18 protein-coding genes are annotated in these 23815 nt (G+C 44.8%); all 18 read left to right on the top strand.

Annotated features, from left to right (window positions below; genetic code table 11):
• Positions 1–73: 73 nt before the first annotated feature.
• A complete protein-coding gene (locus tag OM416_RS28255) occupies positions 74–1300 on the top strand; it encodes a copper amine oxidase N-terminal domain-containing protein (RefSeq protein ID WP_264935061.1) in 1227 nt (408 codons plus the stop codon).
• Between the two features lie 231 nt (positions 1301–1531).
• Positions 1532–4255 carry a stalk domain-containing protein gene (locus OM416_RS28250; protein ID WP_264935058.1) on the top strand — a complete coding sequence of 908 codons (2724 nt, stop codon included), beginning with the start codon at positions 1532–1534 and terminating at the stop codon, positions 4253–4255.
• A 47-nt stretch (positions 4256–4302) separates the two neighbouring features.
• Positions 4303–5463: a sensor histidine kinase gene (locus OM416_RS28245; protein ID WP_062836988.1), complete on the top strand. Its 1161-nt coding sequence runs from the start codon at positions 4303–4305 to the stop codon at positions 5461–5463.
• Between the two features lie 7 nt (positions 5464–5470).
• Positions 5471–6193 carry a response regulator transcription factor gene (locus tag OM416_RS28240; protein WP_026081439.1) on the top strand — a complete coding sequence of 241 codons (723 nt, stop codon included), beginning with the start codon at positions 5471–5473 and terminating at the stop codon, positions 6191–6193.
• Between the two features lie 356 nt (positions 6194–6549).
• Complete coding sequence (locus OM416_RS28235) at positions 6550–6954, top strand: hypothetical protein (RefSeq protein ID WP_264935055.1); 405 nt, start codon at positions 6550–6552, stop codon at positions 6952–6954.
• Positions 6955–7371: 417 nt separating this feature from the next.
• Positions 7372–9261, top strand: coding sequence for a helicase-related protein (locus tag OM416_RS31985; RefSeq protein ID WP_264935053.1), 1890 nt, complete (start codon positions 7372–7374; stop codon positions 9259–9261).
• A gap of 66 nt (positions 9262–9327) precedes the next feature.
• Positions 9328–10224 (top strand): ComF family protein, encoded by an 897-nt coding sequence (locus OM416_RS28225; RefSeq protein WP_264935051.1) that lies wholly within the window; start codon positions 9328–9330, stop codon positions 10222–10224.
• 304 nt (positions 10225–10528) lie between these two features.
• Positions 10529–15040 carry a fibronectin type III domain-containing protein gene (locus OM416_RS28220; protein WP_264935049.1) on the top strand — a complete coding sequence of 1504 codons (4512 nt, stop codon included), beginning with the start codon at positions 10529–10531 and terminating at the stop codon, positions 15038–15040.
• 150 nt (positions 15041–15190) lie between these two features.
• The gene (locus OM416_RS28215; RefSeq protein ID WP_062836993.1) at positions 15191–15595 is read left to right on the top strand and encodes a TIGR03826 family flagellar region protein; all 405 of its coding nucleotides are present in this window, start codon (positions 15191–15193) and stop codon (positions 15593–15595) included.
• Between the two features lie 176 nt (positions 15596–15771).
• Positions 15772–16056, top strand: a complete 285-nt coding sequence (gene flgM, locus OM416_RS28210) for a flagellar biosynthesis anti-sigma factor FlgM (protein WP_062836994.1) — start codon at positions 15772–15774, stop codon at positions 16054–16056.
• 11 nt (positions 16057–16067) lie between these two features.
• A complete protein-coding gene (locus OM416_RS28205) occupies positions 16068–16571 on the top strand; it encodes a flagellar protein FlgN (protein WP_145149342.1) in 504 nt (167 codons plus the stop codon).
• A gap of 19 nt (positions 16572–16590) precedes the next feature.
• Positions 16591–18147, top strand: a complete 1557-nt coding sequence (gene flgK, locus OM416_RS28200; protein WP_264935045.1) for a flagellar hook-associated protein FlgK — start codon at positions 16591–16593, stop codon at positions 18145–18147.
• Positions 18148–18171: 24 nt separating this feature from the next.
• Positions 18172–19092 (top strand): flagellar hook-associated protein FlgL, encoded by a 921-nt coding sequence (gene flgL / locus OM416_RS28195; RefSeq protein ID WP_145149338.1) that lies wholly within the window; start codon positions 18172–18174, stop codon positions 19090–19092.
• A 16-nt stretch (positions 19093–19108) separates the two neighbouring features.
• The gene (locus OM416_RS28190) at positions 19109–19678 is read left to right on the top strand and encodes a DUF6470 family protein (protein ID WP_264935042.1); all 570 of its coding nucleotides are present in this window, start codon (positions 19109–19111) and stop codon (positions 19676–19678) included.
• A gap of 117 nt (positions 19679–19795) precedes the next feature.
• A complete protein-coding gene (gene fliW / locus OM416_RS28185; RefSeq protein ID WP_264935040.1) occupies positions 19796–20203 on the top strand; it encodes a flagellar assembly protein FliW in 408 nt (135 codons plus the stop codon).
• A gap of 1 nt (position 20204) precedes the next feature.
• Positions 20205–20450, top strand: a complete 246-nt coding sequence (csrA, locus tag OM416_RS28180; RefSeq protein WP_090922943.1) for a carbon storage regulator CsrA — start codon at positions 20205–20207, stop codon at positions 20448–20450.
• A gap of 144 nt (positions 20451–20594) precedes the next feature.
• Entirely contained in the window at positions 20595–21488 is an 894-nt protein-coding gene (gene hag / locus OM416_RS28175; protein ID WP_264935035.1) for a flagellin Hag, read from the top strand.
• Between the two features lie 298 nt (positions 21489–21786).
• On the top strand, positions 21787–23694 hold the full coding sequence (locus OM416_RS28170; RefSeq protein ID WP_264935033.1) for a TPR domain-containing glycosyltransferase: 1908 nt from the start codon (positions 21787–21789) through the stop codon (positions 23692–23694).
• Positions 23695–23815 lie beyond the last annotated feature (121 nt).

The following is a 23815-nucleotide window of genomic DNA, read 5'->3' as shown; positions in this document are numbered from 1 at the left end:
GGAATAAGTTCAACTGATTGATTTCGCTTTTTTATATCATAAGTCATGAATTTCATGGATAGAGGGTGTAGATTTGCTCAAAAAAATACCAGTGTTCTTCCTTGCTGTAGGGTTATTATCCATACCATCATTGGTTTATGCTCAAAATAATAAAGAACCCATACAACTGTACGTTAATGAAAAGCCTACAGACATTAATCTGATGACAAAATCAGGAACGGTGTATGTTCCGTTTCGAGAGTTTATTCAACTAATGGGGTACCGGGCAGATTACTCAATAGAAAGTCGTGAAATTTTTGCTAGAACGGATCATTCGGAAACATATTTTGTACCTGATGTAGGATACTTTGATGATAAGGAAGGATATGTCGAGCTGGAAAAACCAGGTATATTAATTGATGGGAAATTCTATCTTCCTATTCGATTTGCTGCTTGGTATACAAAACATTCGGTGGCTTATGATCGAAAAGCAAACACTGCGCGAATGGTAGCGTACGGCTATGGTCAAGAACAAGCGATTCTCGATCTGGTGAGGGCGTATGATAGAGCTTTTACTGTAAAACTACTAGCTTCTAACCATATGCAGAGATTTTATCTGACTGAGAGTTGGATTGCACCCCAAGAAAGAGAAATCCCTGATCGAATCTACAATGTTGATATAACAAGCATTACATACGAATCTGCGAACCAGGCATTATTGTACGTTACTTATATTCATAATAATCAGGTAATAAATGACCAACATGAGGTCGTATTTCGAATTATAAAGGAGAACAATCAGTGGAAAATACTTCAGGATCGATATCTTTCCAGTAATACTACGCTTCCAGAAGATATCGATAAATCTGTACATACGATAAAAGAGAATTTTAATGAGAAGCAACAAAATGTCCTATCTGACCTCAGGCAATATTATAGAGCGTTTAATCAGAAAGACTTTGATCTAACGTATAAATATACTTCGCCATTTGATATTGAACGAATGAACGCAAATGCAGTTGATGAATGGAGAACATGGGAGCACATTACAAGAGCTTCCTTTGAGTATGGAGACACTACGTATCATATGTCTAATGAACGAGTCGTGTTTCTTGGGGAGAAGCAAGCTGTTGTTCATGCAACCTTGGAATGGAGCTACATCTCAGAGAACATAGAGCAGAACCATTCTATATATGAGGCGCTGATCTACCTTGATTACGCCAACGGGCACTGGAATTATAGTTATGATCATGACATTAGTGTAAACGAAGAGGACCCCAATCGAATGTTACCCGAAATTCATTTCCCAGAGTTTAATTGAAAATCTAACGAATATCAGTATACAGATAAATTCCCATGTATGAGTAGCTGATTCCATACATGGGTTTCTTTTTGCCAAGAATACCCTCAAAGTTAGCTGTGGGCGTAACTTTTTCCACAAAAAGCAGTCTATTAATAGAAGAGTATACTAGAGATCTCGCTATCTGCTGCCTACTTGGTAGTGTTCGTGATGTCTAAGATTGATATACAAGATGGGAGAGATGTTTCAGACATGCTGGGGAAACATGGGAAACAGCTGGAAGACGTTAAGGGCAGTAAGGTGAAGAAATGGGCGATTGTAACGCTGGCGGGTGTGATTTGGATTGCACCGGTGATGAGCACAGGCGGACAGATGTGGTCAGGTACTTCGTGGCAATCGGTGGCCGCAGCGGCATCTACGAATACAAGCAAGTTGAGTGAAGAAATTCTGACTTCGGGTGCGAAGCTCATGAAATACAGATATACAACAACACGCTCCGGTTCCAAAGTCAACGTACTGGCGGATGTGATCCAGGTGGATCTGCAGAACCCGTATGTGAAGCTGGATGTGATGACAGGCAAGGGCGGTAATCTGAACAGCAAACAGAGCACAGGTGCTATGGCTAAGGAAAATGGTGCAGTAGCCGCTGTGAACGGTGATTACTTCAATGTATCCGGGGAACTCGCGCCCATTGGTGGACAGGTCTCCGATGGCGTATTGGTTTCCACACCTTCCGAACTTTCAGGCATGTATGCCCTCACGGTGACCAAGGATGGCAAACCGATGATCGACGAGTATTCTTTTGACGGAACAGTGAAGGCGCAGGATGGTTCAACTTTTGCTTTGCGTGGGATAAATAAAGAGGATTATACGGTAGAGTCAGGTGCGGTGAAATATAGTCATGCCAACTCGATGTATATTTATACACCTGCCTGGACGTCCACCAAACGTCCAAATGACCCTTCCACAACGCCGACAGAGGTTCTCGTGCAGAATGGAGTCATTACCCAAATCTCGGATAAAAAAGCGTTAAACATGACGGTGCCGCAGGATGGGTACATTTTGCGTGCGCATGGAACAGCGGCGACATGGATCATGAGCCATCTATCCGTTGGGCAAACCTTGGATGCGGATTACAAGCTGAAAGCCAAAACAACCGGGCAATCGGTCGATCCAAGTAATCTGGAGATGATGATTGGCGGTCACACCATTCTTGTGAATGGTGGTAAGGCAGCTTCCTTTTCCCGTGATATCGCTGCGTCCGGCATTGGTGGTATTCGTGCAAGAACAGCAGTAGGATACTCCCAGGATGGGCGGTATGTCTACATCATTGCAGCGGAGAAAAACAGTAACAGCAGCGGGATGTCGCTGACGGAACTGCAATCCTTTATGACCAGTGTGGGTGTCTGGAAAGGCATGAACCTGGACGGAGGCGGCTCAACAACAATGGTAACACGTCCGTTAGGTGAACAAACCGCTGGTCTGACGTTCAACACAGAGTATGGCACCGAGCAACGTCAGGTTGTAAACACGCTGGGTGTGTTCTCTACGGCTCCTGCAGGTAAACTGAAGGGCTTTGCCGTGAGTGGCAGCCAAACGTTGCTGGTGGGGCAAGAGGGCAAGTACACAGCCAAAGGATATGACACTTACTACAACCCAATCGCAACAGGCGATATCAGCATGTCCTGGAAGTCCAGCAACAACGGCATCGTGAGTGTCAGCAACGGCACGATCAAAGGCGTGAAGCCAGGTACAGTAACCTTGACCGCAACGAGCAATGGAGCTTCATCCTCCATTAAAGTATCGGTATTGGGTGGAAGTGAATTGGCTTCCCTGACTGCAGGATCGGGTCTAGGTTCGCTCAAGGCGGGCACAACGATGTCCATTCCGGTAACGGCAACAACGAAGAGCGGACAAAGCGTTACGGTTCCGGCGGACTCGCTGACATGGGAATTTATCGGGTTCAAAGGTAAAGTCACTGCTGACCAACTAACGGTATCTTCCGTTAATTCTGGTGCACAAGTGGGATATGCGATTGGTCGTTACGATGGTTACAGCACAGTCGTGGTACTCTCGGCTTCTGCCAGCGAAACGATCTGGGAGAACTTCGAAAATGTGAATTATCCGATCAACTTCACGACGAACGCAGCGGGTGTAACTGGTTCGGCAAACGTTACTTCAGGAACTGGTGAGAAAGCCGGATCCAATGTACTGCAACTCGGTTATGATATGACAGCTGGAACAGGTAAAATGTACGCTTATGCACAACTGAATGGTTCCACTGGTAGAGAGGTATCTGCAGCAGCTACATCAATGTCCATGGATGTTATGGGAGATAAGAGCCTGAACTGGCTGCGTGCCGAATTCACGGATGCCAATGGCAAAACGGTATATGCCGATCTCGCCAAGGCGATTGACTGGAGCGGGTGGAAGAAGCTAAGCGTGGACCTGAACGGACTGAACATCGCCTATCCGGCGAAGCTGAAGCGGGTCTATGTGGTGAACGTGGAAGAAGGTCAGGATGAGCGTGCGAAATCAGGTACGGTTGCTTTTGACAACATCGCATTCACGATGCCTTCCAAGTCCAGTGAAGTTGGATTGCCTACGGGGACAGCCTCGCTTGTACTTGGACAGAAGTCGATGACGGTGAATGGAACGAAAAAAGCCATTGATGCAGCACCGGTACTGAAAAATGGTACGACGTATGTGCCAATCAAGCATGTTTTGGATGCTTTTGGTGGTCAGGCGAGTTGGGATAGCAAAAATCAGCGGATCACGGTATTACGGGGTGGCAAGCTGATTGATCTGGTTGTAGGACAGAAAGAATTCATTCTGAATGGTAAAAGACAGAGCGCAACAGTTGCACCATACGTAACGGGTGGTAGGACTTTAGTCCCGCTTAGACTCGTTTCCGAGCAACTTGGACTGACTGTAAAATGGGAACAGAAAACGAAGACCGTTACCATCTCATCGTGATATGGTATGATATATACCGGAAACGATAGAAATGGAGTCGAACAAACGTGGATTTACAAGCCGATGCCATAGACCGCGTCATTAAAAACGCCATACAAGTCATGGAAAACAGCAAATATCAAATGTTCGAGATCATGGACGCGACTCGCGATGAGCTGAAAACACTCAACGAGGAGTTAAAGTCGGTGCTGAAGGAGACGGCGGAAACGATCGAGAAAGTAGATCAATTGGAGCTGAACTACCGCCGTTCCCGGATCCGGCTGACCGAGGTTAGCCGTGACTTTGTCCGTTATTCCGAGCATGATATCAAGCAGGCGTATGAGAAAGCAACACAGCTGCAGCTGGATCTGATGATTTATCGTGAGAAGGAAATGTATCTGAAGGCCCGTCGGGATGACCTGCAGAAGCGTGCCAAAAATGTGGAAGCTTCTGTGGAGCGTGCCGAGACCATCGGTTCGCAGATGGGTGTTGTACTCGAATACCTGTCAGGTGAACTGGGTCAAGTGACCCGGATCATCGAATCTGCCAAAAATCGACAAATGATTGGTTTGAAAATAATTTTGGCCCAGGAAGAAGAGCGGAAACGTATTGCTCGTGAGATTCATGACGGGCCTGCGCAGATGCTCGCCAATCTAGTGCTTAGGACGGAAATTGTAGAAAGAATGCTCATTAAGCAGGATTTTAAGATGGTCCAGGCCGAAATAGTAGATTTGAAAGGCCAGGTTCGTTCCAGTCTTGAAGAAATGAGAAAAGTTATTTTCAATCTGCGTCCTATGGCACTGGATGATCTGGGACTGATTCCAACGCTTCGGAAGTACGTGCAGGATTTTGAGGTAAAAACGAAAATCCGGTCGCTTTTTGAAACAAGAGGTAAAGAACACCGTTTATCTTCTGCGATGGAGGCAGCGATTTACCGCCTTGTGCAGGAAGGTCTGTCGAATGCTGCAAAGCATGCTTATCCCACTTATGTTGTAGTGGAAATTACATACCAGGCTCAGCTCGTCAAAATTGTCGTTCAGGACAATGGGCTTGGGTTCAAACCGGAGCTTCTTGCGAAGAAAAGCAAGGATCATAGCCACTTCGGTCTGATTGGGATGAGAGAGCGGGTTGAACTGTTAGAAGGAAGAATAGAGATTGAATCCGGAGAAAATCAAGGAACCAAAATAGTGATTCATATCCCGACAAACGTGGATAAGGGAAAGGAGTAGCAGGATGATGGAAAACCGTGATACTGGTAAAGCGTCAATTAAAGTTCTATTGGCTGATGATCATCAGCTGTTCCGTGAGGGACTGAAACGCATTTTAAATATGGAGGACGACATTGAGGTCATCGGCGAATGCGGCGATGGTATTCAAGTGCTCGAATTCTGCAATCAGGATAAACCTGATATCGTGTTGATGGACATTAACATGCCGATCGAAAACGGGGTTGAGGCAACAGAGAAATTGCGTGAGCTGTTCCCTGATGTCAAAGTGATTATCCTGTCCATTCATGATGATGAAAGTTATGTATTTGAGACGCTTCGTAAAGGCGCTAACGGATACTTGCTGAAAGATATGGAGGCCGAGTCTCTGATCAATGCGATTCGTTCCGTGCATGAAGGACATGCGTTCATTCATCCGAAAGTAACCGGCAAACTGATCATGCAGTTGCGTCGTATGACGTATCTTAATGAAACAGGGGCAATGAGTGAAGGAGCTTCGAAGGAAGCAGGCGTTAAATTTGTCGCTGGCGACAATAACCCGCTTACACGTCGTGAGGCTGAAGTATTGCGTTTGATGGCAGAAGGTAAGAGCAATAAGATGATTGGTGAATTCCTGTTCATCAGTGAAAAAACGGTAAAAAACCATGTCAGCAGTATTCTGCAGAAGATGGAAGTAGACGACCGTACACAAGCTGTTATCAATTCGATCAAATATGGTTGGGTTACGCTCTAATACCTTATTTCTTTATAAAGCAGTATTTATATCGTAAGTCAGTCCATTGGTTGGTTCAACCTTGATGAAGTATAGATTGGTGTTCACTCGCGCCCTTTCCAGAATGTTGGATTGGTCTGCGGGTTAATGGACTTTATCACTGCAAATGAGCAAAGTGTAAGGTTGTGCGGAACATATGTTCAAGCTTAGGCGTGAATGAATGACCTGGCCTGTCTTTCTTCGTCCGGTGTCGATCAGAATGGAATATGAGTGATGGGAAATGCAAGTGTAACCCTTCAGGAAGTACAGCATATACTTGTTGTATACAGGGATGTTCGCCATGGGTGAGCATGACCTTCCGAGGAGGTGCAGTTGCCATGGTTGCTCATCTGACTATGATTCTGCTCATATACTTCCTGGCGGCAATGGCCGTTCATGCCATGCACCAGCGCCATCTTTCTCGTCCGGAATCTGAAGGTTTCGAGCAGATTCTGCTCATCCCTTCCAATCAGGCAGGGCGGATCGAAGGCATTGTAAGAGAACTTTGCCGGGAATTATTATACCGTGGAAAGAGCTTCAGATTAACCGTTGTCGCTGATCGTACAGAAGCGGAAACGATTACGATTATTGAAAAGCTTATGCAAAGGCAAGGATTGGAGACATCCTATCTACCTGTTGTCCCTGCTGATATTGAACGGGTAGCGCAGACCGATCAAACTTTTCGTCTGATTGATTTGCGTGAGTCAGAGCATAAATCAGCATGTGAACGGAAATGGGATTAGCATTTCGCAGATCTACAGTGAAAAGATTACAGCAGAAGCTGTAGTCTTTTTTTGTAATTGTAGCCAAGTCTGCTTTTAAATTAAAAATGGGTTTTTATGCAATCTATGGTTATTGTCTGGGTACGATGAGTTCTTGATCACAGAAATAAGATTTTCGAAGTCAGAACTCTTAATTTAAAAGTATAGACGAACCAGATTGGAAAAAGTTTCGCTTTTTAAAGAAAGATTCTGGTTATTATCAGAATTGTATGATGCATGACGAACCTTGTGATGTAGAGATTCAATTGGTATAGTAATGAGTAGATTAATTATACGCAAGATTGAATATGGACATGAAGCACATGCTCCGGCGAACAGCCGGGTTGGCATGTGCTTTTTTTGCGTTCGGGAGAAAGTAGGTTGGGGGGAGGAGAGTAAATGAAAGTTGCCTTATATGTGTGCCGTGTAGGGGAAGGGTGGAGCATGACCTTGTCTCTCGATATGCGAGTGGATGTAACTTGGTGGCTCGAGGGCGGAAATGGGCGACATGTGCTGCGCTGGTTGTTGTTAGATGCGGTGGTGCCGTTAAGTCAGGCATCTTGGTTGGTTGAGCATTTTGAGATGGAGCGGGGCATGGATCACTGGGGTGAGCGCGAATGGCAGAGCTATCTTGCGCGGAAGCTGGATGTATATGAACTGGCTTCGGGGGAAGTTGAGGCGAGAAAAGGTATAGCGGGCAAAGCGGGGAGTTCCGCTGTGCGTGGTGCGTTGGTAGGCGGGATGCCAGAGCCGTATCCCGCCGTGCAGTGGGCTCAGCTGGAGCGGGACGCGGCCCTGCTGGCTGAGCGGATCAGCGGCCGCCAATTACTGGCGGCCGAGACGGAGGCGTTGCTGGCGGATACCGCCCAGCCGCCAAGGGAGTGGCGCGCGGCTGCACAGCTCGCGCGCTTGCACGGGCGGCTGAGTATCACAGCCGCCCTCGAAGGGCCCGCCACGCGCCGTCGGCACGCGTGGCTTGGACGCGCGCGGAGAGCGCCTCGCTGCCACCGTTGTGGCAGCGAAGCCAGGCAGCGCGTGCCCTGCGCTGCCTGCGGCCTGGCGGCGTGCGCCTACTGCGAGGCCTGCCTCGCGCTGGGGCGCAGCCGTGCCTGTGCGCTGCTGCTACGCAGTGCAGCGCAAGGGGCCGTGCCACGACGCGGCGAAGCACCGCGTGGCACGGCCTTGGCCCCCACCGGCGGCGGGCTCGCCCGGTGGGGGCTTAGCGCAGCGCAGAGCGCGGCAGCAGCCGCGGCGCTAGCGTTTTTGGCCCGGCCACCCGCAGGGGATGGGCCGGGGCGGTTCTTGCTGTGGGCCGTGACCGGGGCCGGCAAGACCGAGATGATTTTCCCACTGCTCCAACATACATTGGATCGTGGCGGACGAGCTCTGGTCGCTACACCGCGCAGAGATGTGGTGCTGGAACTGGCTCCGCGTCTAGCCAAAGCTTTTCCGGACACCTCGCTCGCTACCCTTTACGGAGGCAGTGACGAACGCTGGAAAGACGCTCAGCTCACGCTTGCGACCACACATCAACTGATGCGTTTTTATCAGGGATTTGATCTCGTCATCATCGACGAACTAGACGCGTTTCCCTATCATAACGATCCCATGCTCGCTCACGCGGCGGCATCTTCCTGTAAACCAGAGGGGAATTTCGTCTATCTGTCTGCTACACCGCCAGCTCGGCTACAGAGGGAAGCAGCGCAAGGTAAACTCACTCATGCCAAAGTCCCGGTACGTTTCCACCGTCATCCTTTGCCCGTGCCAAGACTGATCAAGGTGGCTACAGTGGCCCAGTGTATTCAAAGACGGCAATTACCAGCTGTAATTAAAAATAACATCCAAATTTCATTGAAGCGTGACGCCCAAGTATTTGTGTTTGTGACACGCATTGCTCAGATTGAGGCGTTTGTGAATCTGATGCGTCGTACCTTTCCCGAAATTCATATCGAAGGAACTTCATCTCAGGACCCTGATCGCGCTAGCAAAGTTACGGCCTTTCGTGAACGTACCATTCGTTTGCTCGTAACGACAACGATTCTGGAGCGTGGCGTGACCATTCCACGCAGTGATGTTTTTATATTGGATGCAGACAATGGTCTCTTTGATGAAGCTTCACTGGTTCAGATGGCGGGCAGAGCAGGGCGTTCCATGGATGATCCGGCGGGTAGAGTGGTTTTTGCATCGTCTCGTCGGACACGTTCTCAGGTGAAGGCCGTTGCACAGATCCGGAAAATGAATACCATCGCTCGTCGCAAAGGCTACCTGCATCCACCATCCCAAACCTAATTGTCATCTGCCAAGTTCGGTTCCACATTTCATATTACATTCCTAAAACTGGAGGTTTACTCCCCTATGTTCAACTGGCTCAGTAACATAACCGATTATGCGCAGCACCTGACCGGGCGTCTTCATCACCTGCTCGCTCCACCGGGAGCGACTTGTCTGACATGCGGCACTCGAGCGATTCTGTCTTCAATCTATCCGGGCATATGCCCACGTTGTGTGAAGCAGATTCCATGGATTCGTTCCATCCGCTGTCTGCGTTGTGGTCGGGGTGTCGGATGCCCGGACTGTGTTCGTCCACACATGCATAACCGTTCTTTTATCTCCAATCGCAGCGCCGTACAATACAACACTCTTATGAAAGAATGGATTGGCATGTACAAGTTCAGAGGCCACGAAAGATACGCGCCGCTCCTAACCGCGCTGATGATTCAAGCTTTTCAAGCGATGAGTGATGAACGGAATTATGCTTTGGCAAAAGAACCCCCAGCCCCCGTGGCTCATCCCGCCACGCCTGCTCAACAAAAGAAGCCGCCATGGCGGCCTGACGTGGTCACCTATGTTCCGGTGAGCAGCGAGCGCCTGGCCGAGCGCGGCTTCAATCAGGCGGAGCGGCTAGCTGCTGGGCTCGCCACCGCCTGCCACCTACCTATCGTTGATCTGTTGCAGCGCCAGATCAACACCACCAAACAAAGCTTCAAATCACGCGGTGAGCGTATTGAAACGATGAAGAACGCTTTTTCCATCAACCCGGATGGCATGCATTTAGTAGAAGATCTATACAGAGAACCTCATCTGCCAACACAAAAGGGCATATCACATGCCAGACCCATACAGATACTGCTGATTGATGATATATACACAACAGGCAGCACCTTGGACGCTTGTGGACGGGTTATCCTAAATACCTGCTTCAGAATGGAGATTCCCGTCGAGATTTATACCCTGACACTGGCAAGATCCTAGAAGCTGAATCTAAATAATAAATGCCGGTCCAGTATTCTTATCCACTCTAGGTGGGGAATCTAAACATTCTTATTAATAGCAGACAGGAAAGTATGTTCCTTTATTAATCATTGGTATGTTAACGTGTGTCTCCAATCCATTTATTCCGTTTGAAGTATAGTTGTTTGAAGAAATCATGAATGAAAGCGCTATAAGAAATATTTTACATGTAAAAAAGAGGGATTGGTTTTCTCACGCAGAATAGATAGTTTTGCCGTTCACCACAGGGAGTGGCACATCATATCTTTTGAAGGGGAGAGCAAAAGTGGTCGCAGGAAAAAGAAAAAACGGATTTTACTTATGGACTGTCCGTCTACTAGTATTCATGCTGGTAATCGGACAGTTTGGCGTGTACGGGGGGAACCGGGCACATGCAGCGGTAGGAAGCGGGATAGTCTCATCAAGTAATGATTACCAATATGTGTTGACTAACAACAACGGCCAACTACAGGTGAATCAAAAATCAGTTAAACTGAGTTGGGCGAGATCATACGAGATTTCAACATCAGGATATTCTTTTAGGAGAAGTCAATCGATCAATGGGGCAGTTGAGGATATAACCAAGATTTCATTTGGCTCCTACACATCTACGTATACCGGCAAAGTTACCAATGCCTTTATCATCGACTTTGGTGAGGTATGGGAGTATTACACGACTATGGAATACAGACAATCTGGAACCAATGTTGGGGTATGGAATAATTCCACCGTTGATGAGTTTGGAATGACTACGCCAAGATATGTGCAAAGCTATGAGGCAACACAGTTAAGTCTTGTGGTTAACGCAGATACAGGTGCGGTAGTAGATTTTGTATCTAACCTGAATCCGTATTACATACGGAAAGCAGAATCATTCAGTTTTGTAAAAGAGCCGGGGACAACACAGCCTATTACTACGGTTCCAGCTGTTCCAACTAATTTAGCGGCTGACGCCAGTGATGTAGCGATTAATCTCGATTGGTCTGCTGCTCCACAAGCTGTCCAATATGAGATTGAAGAGAATGGCGTAGTCAAAGGGCCTTTTTACGGAATCAATTATACAAGTTCGTCGCTTACACCAAATACTACATACACCTATAGAGTACGTGGAATTAACCGACTAGGAGCTAGTGAGTGGAGTGAGTCGGTTGCATTAACTACCTTGCTTGAGAAACCGGTTTTGGCCGTAACGGCAGAGGAAGGAAAGAATACGATTCAGTGGAATGGGGTTGAGTTTGCAGATCGCTACCAGTTGCAGGTTGATGGTGGTACACCGATTGAATTAGGAAGCGTAACTTCTTATGTACATGAAGGGCTTGAAGCGAATTCAACGCATACCTATGTGCTAAAAGCCTTCTCGGCTAACAATGAGAGTGCGTGGAGTAAAATGGTGAGCCAGTTAACAGTACCTGACCGTACCGATGGGTTGACGGTTACTGATGCCACATTCAATAAATTAACAGTAGCTTGGACTGCAGTAAAGGGTGCTACCGGATATGATTTGGAGATTGATGGCACTAATGTTGCTGTAACCGGCACCACATATAGTAAAACTGGTCTTCAAGCCAATACAGAGTATACCTTTAGAATCAGACCTAAAAATGCTGGTGGTGCAGGAAGCTGGAGTGATGTAACTACAGGAATCACCCAGATGAGTACACCCATTATTCAGTCCAACCCTTCACAAGAAGAAGTTGTTCTCATCTGGTCACCAGTTGATGGTGCAACGTCATATGAAGTTGAGGCTGATGGTGTTGTCGTTGGGGATATAACAGATTCAATCTATACGCACACGGGGCTCAAACCTGGAACAGCACATAAGTATCGTGTACGTGCTATAAGTGACACTAACATTAGCGCATGGTCGGCAGTGAAATCACAAAATACGTTACCTGATTCCGTTAATGGATTAGTGATTAGTGCATCAACCAACGCAGCTATTACTCTGAAGTGGACAGCAGTAACCGGAGCCACAGGTTATGACCTTGAGATCGATGGAACAGTTGTCCCTGTAACAGGAGTAACCTACACGAAGAGTGGTCTCGCAGCCAATACAGATCATACTTTCCGTATTCGCTCGAAAAATGCCGCTGGTGTAGGGGCATGGAGTGATTTGATCAGCGGAATAACGCAGTTGAACACACCTGTCTTGAAAGCAGCATCAGAAGAGACTGCAGTCAACCTGACGTGGGCTGATGTAGCTGACGCAACGAAGTATGAGATTGAAGCGGACGGAGTAGTAGTGGCAACAGTAGAGGAACCTAACTACAGCCATACATTATTGTTACCAGGAACGGCGCATAAGTATCGCATTCGTGCGTTGACGGAGACGAATACAAGTGGATGGACAGTAATCCTGACGCAGAGCACGATCCCTGCCTCCGTTACAGGATTAACCGTTAGCTCGGCTACGAACGTAGCCATTGCATTGAAATGGACAGCAGTGACGGGAGCCACAGGTTATGATCTGGAAATCGATGGTACCGTTGTACCAGTAACGGGAGTAGCTTATACGAAGAGTGGTCTTGGAGCAAACACAGATCACACTTTCCGTATTCGCTCGAAAAATGCCGCTGGTGTAGGGGCATGGAGTGACTTGATCAGTGGAACGACCCTTCTAAATACACCCGTACTAAAAGCAACATCGGAAGAAACTGCAGTCAACCTTACATGGGCTGATATAGCAGACGCAACGAAGTACGAGATTGAGGCTGATGGAGCAATAGTAGCAACAGTAGAAGAACCTAACTACAGCCATACATCATTGTTACCAGGAACGGCGCATAAGTATCGCATTCGTGCGTTGGCGGAGACGAATACAAGTGCATGGACAGCAATCCTGACGCAGAGTACGATCCCTGCCTCTGTTACAGGATTAACCGTTAACTCGGCTACGAACGTAGCCATTGCTTTGAAATGGACAGCAGTGACGGGAGCAACGGGATATGATCTGGAAATCGATGGTACCGTTGTACCAGTAACGGGAGTAGCTTATACGAAGAGCAGTCTTGCAGCGAACACAGACCATACATTCCGTATTCGCTCGAAAAATGCTGCCGGTGTAGGGGCTTGGAGCGAACTCATCCAGGGAACGACACTCCTAAATACACCCGTACCAAAAGCAACATCGGAAGAAACTGCAGTCAACCTCACATGGGCTGATATAGCAGACGCAACGAAGTATGAGATTGAGGCTGATGGAGCAGTGGTTGCAACGGTAGAAGAACCTAGTTATAGCCATGCAGCATTGCTGCCAGGAACGGCGCATAAGTATCGCATTCGTGCGTTGACGGAGACGAATACAAGTGCATGGACAGCAATCCTGACGCAGAGTACGATCCCTGCCTCCGTTACAGGATTAACCGTTAGCTCGGCTACGAACGTAGCCATTGCTTTGAAATGGACAGCAGTGACGGGAGCAACGGGATATGATCTAGAAATCGATGGAACGGTTGTCCCAGTAACGGGAGTAGCTTATACAAAGAGTGGTCTTGCAGCCAATACAGATCATACCTTCCGTATTCGCTCGAAAAATGCTGCCGGTGTAGGGGCTTGGAGCGAACTTATCAATGCAACGACACTTCTAAATACACCGGTATTAAAAGCAACGTCGGAAGAAAATGCAATCAACTTAACTTGGGCAGCTGTTACTGATGCAACGAAGTATGAGATTGAGGCGGATGGAGTAGTAGTTGCTACGGTAGAAGAGCCGAGCTATAGTCACATAGGACAGTTGTCAGGAACAGCGCATAAGTATCGTATTCGTGCGATGACAGATACCAACACAAGTGCATGGACAGCAGTGCTGACGCAAAACACGATCCCTGCTACAGTTAACGGTTTCATGCTAAATACCGCTACACCTGTTGCCATCTCATTGAAATGGAGCCCTGTTACAGGCGCTACCGCTTACGATTTGGAAATTGACGGTGTTGTGATTTCTGTGAGTGGATCTGCTTATACAAAAAGTGGTCTTCTAGCCAATACAGATCATACCTTCCGCATTCGTGCCAAAAATGCTGCTGGCATTGGTAGCTGGAGTGAGATCGTAACTGCTTCGACCCAGTTGAATGTACCCACAACGCTGAAAGGTGTACCTGAAGAAACGGCAGTTACGCTGACATGGAATGAAGTTGTTGGTGCAACAAAATATGAGATTGAGGCAGATGGCATAGTAGTTGCTACGGTGAGTGATCCCTTGTATGTCCATAATGGATTACTTGGTGGGACGGCGCATAAATACCGTATTCGTGCCCTGACCGACACTAATGTGAGTGCATGGACAGCAATATTGTCCCAAACCATGTTACCTGCCAGTGTCTCAGGTTTAAGTATTAACTCTGCAACCACAGCGGCGATCGCGCTGAGATGGACTGCTTTAACTGGAGCTACAGGGTATGATCTGGAGATTAATGGTACGGTGGTTGCCGTCAGTGGAGTTGCTTATACGAAGAGCGGACTTGCACCAAATACGGAACATACCTTCCGAATTCGTGCCAAAAATGCTTCTGGTGCGGGAGCTTGGAGTGAGATTTTAATGGGAACGACTCAATTAACTACAGCTGTGCTGAAAGGAACTTCGGACAGAACGAATGTTATGCTGACGTGGGACGCGGTTGTGGGAGCTTCATCTTACGAAATTGAAGCCGATGGACAAATCGTGGCAACGGTTAGTGATACAACTTTTATTCATTCTGATCTGTTACCGTCCAGTTTGCATAAATATCGTATCAGAGCATTCAATGAGCAGAACACAAGCGTGTGGTCTGCTGTACTAAACATTAGAACATTGAATTAATGAATTAAAGTGGGGGAACGGGCTTGCGTATATATGCATCCTGTTCCCCTCTTTTGTTTTGTAAATAGACTATGGCTTCATCAGAGAAAATAAGGTAATGTATAGTTATTATCTATTCGGAAATGGAAGTTTGAGAGGGGCGTTTTAGCGATGAATCTAGGTAATTGTCCTCGCTGTGGTAAATTATATGCGTTGAATTTTCGAGATGTATGCTCGAATTGTATCAAGGAAATAGAGCAGGAATATCAGATCTGTGTAGATTATTTGCGCGAAAACAAGGGCACCAACATACAGGAACTATCCGATGCAACAGAAGTTTCAATTAAGAACATTACCAAGTTCATCCGTGAGGGACGAATTTCCATCGAGAACGCTCCGAATATGATGTATCCTTGTGAAGTGTGCGGAACATTGATTCGTGAAGGTCATATGTGTGACTCTTGCCGTAATCGTTTAACGAAAGACTTGGCAGGGGCAGCTCGTGAAGTAGGTCAGAAGGATAACAACAATGTAGGCGGACGAACCTACAATGCTGTCGACAAACTACGCGATTAATAGGAGCGAGGGCTCAAATACATGTTTTGCTATAACAAATGTTTTGAAACGTACCGATAAACTTATTAAAGATTATCGGTTTTTTTTATTATCCTAATTATTTTGATAACATAAAGATAAAGTAAGAAAAACGTATATCGTCGTAAAAACCTTATGTGGAAGGAAGTGCAAGTTAAATGAAAATCAATGAACCGAGTAGAATTGGCGCCATCAATTCATATCAAAGGAACGTTGAATCCAATCAGCAGGCTGATGCCAAGAAGAGCCGCCGTAAGGACGAAGTATCCATTTCTCCGGAGGCGATGAAGATGCTTGAGGAACAAAGTCGTACACAGGATGCAGGACGCGTACAACGGATACAAGAACTGAAAGAACAGGTGAGTTCCGGAACGTATCAGGTAGATAGTAGCAAGCTTGCTGACAAGTTGCTACCGTATTTTAAGTCTTTTGATAAGGAATAGGTGATCACGTAATGGCAGCACTGGATAGATTAATTGCAGTTTTGCAGCAAATGGAACAAAGTCACCGCGATATGCTGGCACTCAGCGAGGTCAAGAGACAGGTCATTGTTAAAAATGATGTAGATGAACTCATTGCCCTCCTCAACAAAGAATCTCGTTTCATGAAACAACAGGAGCCATTGGAGATCGAGCGGCAGAGTGCAGTTCACGAACTGCTACAGGAGCGGGGCATCAAGTCCATGCTGAACCTGAATATTACCGAGATCTCGAAGCTGATTTTTGATCCGGCTGACAAACTGCGATTGCTTGAAGTCCAGAAGAAGCTGGCGGGAACACTGCATGAATTAAAAGAAATCAATCAACTGAATCAAAAGCTGATCGAGCAATCGTTGATGTTTATTGATCTTTCAATGGACATCTTTGCTTCTCGGCCAGAACAGGATGCCACATATCAGCATCCTGCTGATAAGAACGGTAATCCAGGGCGAATCGGTCTGTTTGACACGCGTGCCTGATTAATTAGGGGGAAACCAGGTGACATCTACATTTCATTCAATCGAAACGGCTAAACGCAGTTTGTTCACACAGACGACAGCTCTTAGCACAACAGGCCATAACATAGCCAATGCTAACACTGAAGGCTATTCACGCCAAAAGGTAAACATGCAGGCATCTATTCCAATGGAGCCGTTCGCATTTTTGCATAGCACAACACCAGGGCAGCTCGGTACAGGGGTAGAGTTTGACTCCATTACACGTGTACGTGAGAAATTTTTGGATGACCAGTATCGCAATGAGAATACCAACTTCGGGAGTTGGTCCATTCAACGAGATACACTTGAGAAACTTGAAGCTATTGTAAACGAACCATCAAACACTGGTTTTCGGACCGTTATGGATAATTTCTACAAATCATGGTCAGACCTGAGTAAAAATCCTGAGGATGTTACAGCACGGCGGATCGTAAAAGAAACGACGTTGGCTCTGACCGATGCGATGAATCAGATTAGTCGCCAACTCGATGCACTCAGTCAGGATCTGGACAGTAACATCGCTGTGAAAAGCAATGAGATCCAGGGCTACCTTGGTAACATTGCGAACCTTAATAGCGCTATTGTAAAAGTCGAGTCTCTTGGCGACAATGCCAATGATTTGCGTGACCAACGTGATCTGATGACGGACAAGCTTTCCAAAATCATGAACATTACAGTTACAGATTCTCCGCAAGGATACCAGGTACAGATGAATGGACAGGCACTCGTCACGGGCGGCGCGGTACAAGTTGCGATAGACCCTGCTTTTCTGAATGCTGCGTATACAGCAGGCACGCTCACCAACGGCGAGGTCCACGGCATGATCAAGTCCAGAGATACTTTGGTGACAGATTATCAGAAACAAATGGATGACTTAGCTAATACGCTTGCCAACGGTGATATTGAGATCACCCTTCCTGCGGGTTCTATCTTGCCAGATAATACTGTACTGGATGGAGTTACATATACAGGTGCAGCACGGACACTGGCAACAGATCTGAAGGTTACGGTCAAAGGCCTAAATGGATTGCATCAGCTTGGATATAGTATGGACGGAACCAATTCGCCAGGATTACCTTTCTTTACAGCAGCGGGTGGTGGAACAGCCATTACAGCTGGCAATATTTCATTGAATGCCGAAATCTTGGCTGATCCGAATAAAATTGCAACCTCGCTGCGAACCACTACGGATTCTTCAGGAGCAGAAACGGTAATTAAAGGTAATAATACACTGGCTAATCTGCTGGCTAATTTGAAGGATACTCCCATGAAATCCATTGATGGTTTGCGGAATGCAACGATTGGTGCTCAGTTTAGTGCGATCGTTGGACAGTTGGGTGTTCAATCTCAGGAGGCGGCACGTCAGACATCCAATTCCGAGTTTCTCGTAGAACAAGTGGACACTCGCCGTCAATCGGTCAGTGGTGTTTCCTTGGATGAAGAAATGGCTAACATGATCAAATTCCAGCATGCCTATAGTGCTTCTGCACGTTTTATGACCACATATGACCAATTGCTTGAAAAATTAATTAACTCTACCGGCGTAGTAGGCAGATAATAGAAAGGACTGAGATAACAGACAATGAGAATTACAAATAATATGTTGAGTTCGCAATTGATTCTTAACCTGAACCGGAATGCACAACAGATGAACAGTACACAAACTCAATTGGCAACGGGACGGAAGATTAACAAACCTTCTGACGATCCGGTAGGGATTACGTACTCCCTTCGTTATCGTGCAGAACTGTCTTCCAATGAGCAGTATCAAAAAAATGTGGATAGCGCGGTATCATGGTTGGATTTTAATGATACCGTTATGGATCAAGCAGGCAGTGTAGTTCAACGATTGAGAGAACTGACGGTGCAGGCAGCTACGGGGACTAACCCGCAATCTGCACTAGATAGCATCAACGAAGAGGTCAAACAATTAAAAGCGCAACTTGTTGATATTTCAAACAGCACGTTGAACGGGAAGTATGTATTCAATGGTGAAACCTACGATGTGAAACCTTATGACTTTCCTACCAGTGCTGACGGTTCGTTCGATACAACAAATGCTGCTTCCGTTGTTACTGATTCCGGTAAAATTAATTTTATCGTGGGTGAGAGTATCCAATTACCAATTAACGTAACCGGTAATGAAGTATTTGGTGATTCTACGGAAGCTGATAATCTATTTGTAATTTTTAATACGATTAGTCAGGCTCTGGCCAGTGGGGATCAGAAGGAGTTATCCGATCAGCTTACAAACATTGATACTCGAACAAACAAGATGCTTGCAATTCGTGCAGAGATTGGAGCGAAAACCAATCGCGTCGAACTCATGCAAGGTAGATTAAGTGATCTTGAAGTGAACTTAACGGATTTGCAAGCAAAGGTTGAGGATGCAGATTACGCTGAACTATCCATTAAGTCTAAAATCCAAGAAAACATATATAATGCTTCACTTTCTGCTGGTGCTAAAATTATATCCCAGTCATTGGTTGATTTTCTGAGATAAAAGGGGAGATTATCTGGTGAGTACTCTTCCAATTGTGCAGATTCAGACGACACCCACGGTACTGCATATCGATGCAGACATTGGTCAGCAGTCGATTCGGCAGCCGAAGGCAGAGGTCCAGCTCCATACCAAGCCTGGTAAATTAACGGTGCAAAGCCATGCAATAGAGCTGAATGTGGATCAGTCCAAGGCTTTTTCTGCCTATCATGGCGGAAATATGATCGATATGAATGCCCGGATATATTCGGGTATTCAGCAATTATTCATGCAGAATATGGCTGAGCGTGTGCAACAGGGGAATGATATGGCAGCCATCCACAAACCAGGCAATACCATTGCCAATATCGTAGGAATGAATTGGCAAGCCAAACTGTTTCCAGAGACACGCACGGCAGCTTCCTCTGATAATGTGGATGTACGTGTGTTTACGCAAGCACCAGACATTCGCTTTGAAGCAGCGGAATCCGAGATGAATGTAATTGTGAACAAACCAGAGATTGAATATCAACGTGGTAAGTTGGATATTTATGTGCAGCAATATGCTTCTATACAATACACTCCGCCTACGATTGATATGGGATTATAAGATATAATGTAAAGCTATAGACGGTTATAATACCCCGCTATAGCTTTTTTCTATAAAATCATCGCCAAGGAGGCGTTTATTATTTTTATTGAGACAAGTACATGGGGAAAAATTGAAGTGGATGAAAACAGCATATATCAATTTCCAAGAGGTTTGCCTGGTTTTGAAAACGAAACTAGTTTTGCACTAATCCCTTGGGAAGACACACCATTTAGTTACTTACAATCATTAACGGAGAAAGAGCTTTCTTTCTTGGCAGTCAGTCCATTTGAGTTTAAACAGGATTATAGTTTTGAACTGAGTGAAGAAGATAAAGAAGAACTCAAAATTGAAGATGATGTGGCCGTATATTCCATAGTCACTATACATCCAGAGGTGACAAAATCAACGATGAATCTCTTGGCCCCTGTTATAATTAATCCTGCACATCGGGTAGGCAAGCAAGTTGTTCTTCAACAATCAGGCTATGTGACTAAACATCTCATATGGACAGAAGAATCGACTTCGGCGAAGGAGGGGCTCTGAAATGTTAGTATTGTCACGTAAAAAGGGAGAATCTATTATCATTCAAGATAATATTGAGGTAACTGTATTGGCAGTGGAAGGTGATACAGTACGGATTGGTATCTCCGCCCCCAAGCAAATTGATATCTTTCGGAAAGAGGTATATGCATCCATTCAGGAGGCCAATCGAGAGTCTGCAAAACCCGATGCTCCTAGTGTCGCTGCTTTTATGGAGTTGCTCCAAGGCATTGAAAACAAAAAAAAATAAAAATATTCCAATTTACTATTAACAGTTCTTCTCTTCCTGTCGATATATAGTTTAGACGCTGCTTCGGCAGGGCGGCCGACCTTAATGTCGCGGCGTTTACCACAAGGATGTGGAACTAACTTATTTTCAGGGAGGAAATTTCTAATGATTATCAACCACAATATCGCTGCAATGAACACTCACCGTCAATTGGGTGCAAACACAACTAACACAAACAAGGCTATCGAAAAATTGTCTTCCGGTCTGCGTATCAACCGCGCTGGTGACGATGCTGCAGGTTTGGCAATTTCCGAAAAAATGCGCGGTCAAATCCGCGGTTTGGATATGGCTACTAAAAACGGTCAAGATAGCATTTCCTTGATCCAAACAGCTGAGGGTGCATTGAACGAAACTCACTCCATCCTGCAACGTATGCGTGAATTGGCTGTTCAATCTGCCAATGATACTAACACGGATAAAGACCGTACTGCATTGCAAGATGAAGTAAATGAGTTGGCTAAAGAGATCACTCGTATCTCTAACACAACTGAGTTCAACACTAAAAAATTGCTTAACGGTTTCGCAGATAGCGATTCTACAGTAACTAGTGCAGCTAACCTGAGCTTCCATATCGGTGCGAATGCTGACCAAAACATCTCTCTCACAATTAAAGCGATGGATGCTGCAAGCTTGGGTGTTGGTGCAGCAACAGGATCTACTTCCGCAACTGGTGCAACTGCAGCAGCTGTAACTGGTGGTATCAGCATTTCTAGCGCAACTTCGGCGAATGCTGCAATCACAACAATCAACAGTGCAATTGAAACAGTTTCCACAGAGCGTGCAAAATTGGGTGCTTACCAAAACCGTTTGGAGCACACAATTAACAACTTGGGAACAACTTCCGAGAACTTGTCTGCTGCTGAATCCCGTATTCGTGACGTAGACATGGCTAAAGAAATGATGAACCAAACGAAAAACAACATCTTGGCTCAAGCTTCCCAAGCAATGTTGGCACAAGCAAACCAACAGCCACAAGCTGTTCTGCAATTGCTTCGTTAATTTTAAGTCAGTATTTAATGGTAAGAAAAGGTTGTCGATGTTTATATCGGCAACCTTTTTTACTATGCCTAATTAGTTAAAAATTGGAAGTGTTCATATAACCTGATCGATTTTAGTGGTATTTTCGTATGGTATAATCGAAAAGTAAATTGATTTAACTGGTCAATGTGCAAAGATTAAGTTGAAAACGATAGAGGTATGGTCTGCTAAGATCCCTAATATGCATACCACAAAGCTCATTAATATAAATTGAACTAAAGGTGTTTTTCACAATTTAAAATAGAGACGAGTGACTATAATGACCAAATCGGTTTCACTTTGTATGATAGTTAAAAATGAGGAACAGTATATAGCGCGTTGTTTGGAAAGTGTGAAAAATATGGTTAATGAAATTGTAATCATAGACACAGGCTCCACTGATGCAACTATTGATATAGCGAAAAAATATACTACAAATATCTATTCATTTGACTGGGTAAATGATTTCTCTGCAGCGAGGAATTTTGCTATAAATCATGCAAAATCTGATTATATTTTAGTGATGGATGCTGATGAGTATTTAGAAGAAGATGTAGATTTACAAAAAGACTTGATTAAAGACTACGATTATTATGTTTTTAATATTAAGAATCACATGAAATTCAATAGATCCTTTACACACACTGCGGTGAGAATGTTCCGAAATCATGTTGGTCTTAAGTATGAAAATAGATTGCATGAGCATCTCAATATACTGGAGAGCAACAGCAAGTATGTTGGTGATGTGTCAGCTTGCACGATCGAACATGTAGGATACATGGATGAGGAAATACTTGAAGAAAAAAAATATAAGCGTAATTTGCCGTTAATGAAATTGGAAGTTAAAGAGCATCCCACTGCCTATAACTTATTTAATATGGGAAAAACGTATTTTGGTATGAATGAGTTTCAGAAAGCGATTCCTTATTTTCAAAAATCGTATTCTTTAGGTAAGGATAAGATATATATACCTGAGTTGCTCACGAAGTTAGCATTTGCGCTTAATGAGACTCGCCAAGTTAATGATGCTATCTCGATATTGAATGATGCTACGGCTCTTTATCCGCTAGAAACTGAAATGAAATATATTCTGGGCATTATATATGTGAACAATGGGTATTACAAAGATGCTGAGAAGTGCTTCTTGGATTGTCTAGAGTTGGGAGATCAAGGGACGATGATCACTGAGGGTAGTGGAAGTTATATGGCTCATCTTCAATTATCAGATGTTTATGAGAAAAGCAACCAGTTAGATAAAAGTTACAATGCAAGAATTAACGCTATGGAAGTAAAAGGGGATTCCGCTCATGTGCTACAAGATTATTTGCAGTTCACCCTAAAAATAAATCAACCTTTAGACGAAATTAAACAGATTATTGAAGATTACTATAGAATGAATAATATTAATGACCTGCAAAACTTAATGAACGTATTATACAGTTTACGTCATCCATTACTGAAGGTTTATTTGGAAAAATTCAAGATTACAACTGAACCTCACATTCATGCTATATCCAAAATTTATGGTAAAGATAAGAATCAAATGAGAACTGTATTAGAAGAGATCCATGACATGGAAAAGAGAGAAATTGCGCAAGATATTATACTTTTAGGATACGTCTTTAAGGAAGAAAGTTTAGTGAATAAAATTCAAAAGTTAATGAATTTTGGTAATAAAGAGATGAAAGTTATTAAACAACTGCTTACAGGAGAATCGTTAACTGGATCTATCAGTTCTACGCTACAGCAGGTATTATTCTCATTATGTAGACAATTAATAATAATAGAAGAATTTGATTTATTCCAGGATCTTACTGAAAAGCTGATAAATAACGATACAAAAAATCATTTAGGAGTATGTAGACTCCTTAGTGAGTTTAAATTTGATGAACTAGCTATTGATATGTTAATTGTTACCTTTAAAAGTTCTCCTAATAATCTGGAGGTCATCCGACTGTTAGGAGATTTATGTTTCCGTAATGGTTATCTTGAAGATGCAGAATTGTTTTATACCAAATTGTTAAACTTAGATTCCAGCTATGAAGTATATGAACGGAACTTCAGGCTTTATGAGAAAAAAAATGAAAAACAAGACATGATGAGAATTGGTAATGAGATCATAGAGAAGTTCCCTGCAGTTTCCTGGGTCCATGAGCTTTACCCTGTACAGAATCGTCTTATCAAGTGAATTTTTTATACCTGACCCAATTTATTGGTTTTGGATCTAAAGCCAAGAGATACTTTAATTTACCATACCTCTTCATTCTCTCTTTAATTCAACCGATAAATATAATAAATAATTCCATCGG

This window comes from Paenibacillus sp. LS1, from assembly GCF_026013365.1.
Classification (GTDB): domain Bacteria; phylum Bacillota; class Bacilli; order Paenibacillales; family Paenibacillaceae; genus Paenibacillus.
This window is presented reverse-complemented; position numbering and strand designations above follow the sequence as displayed.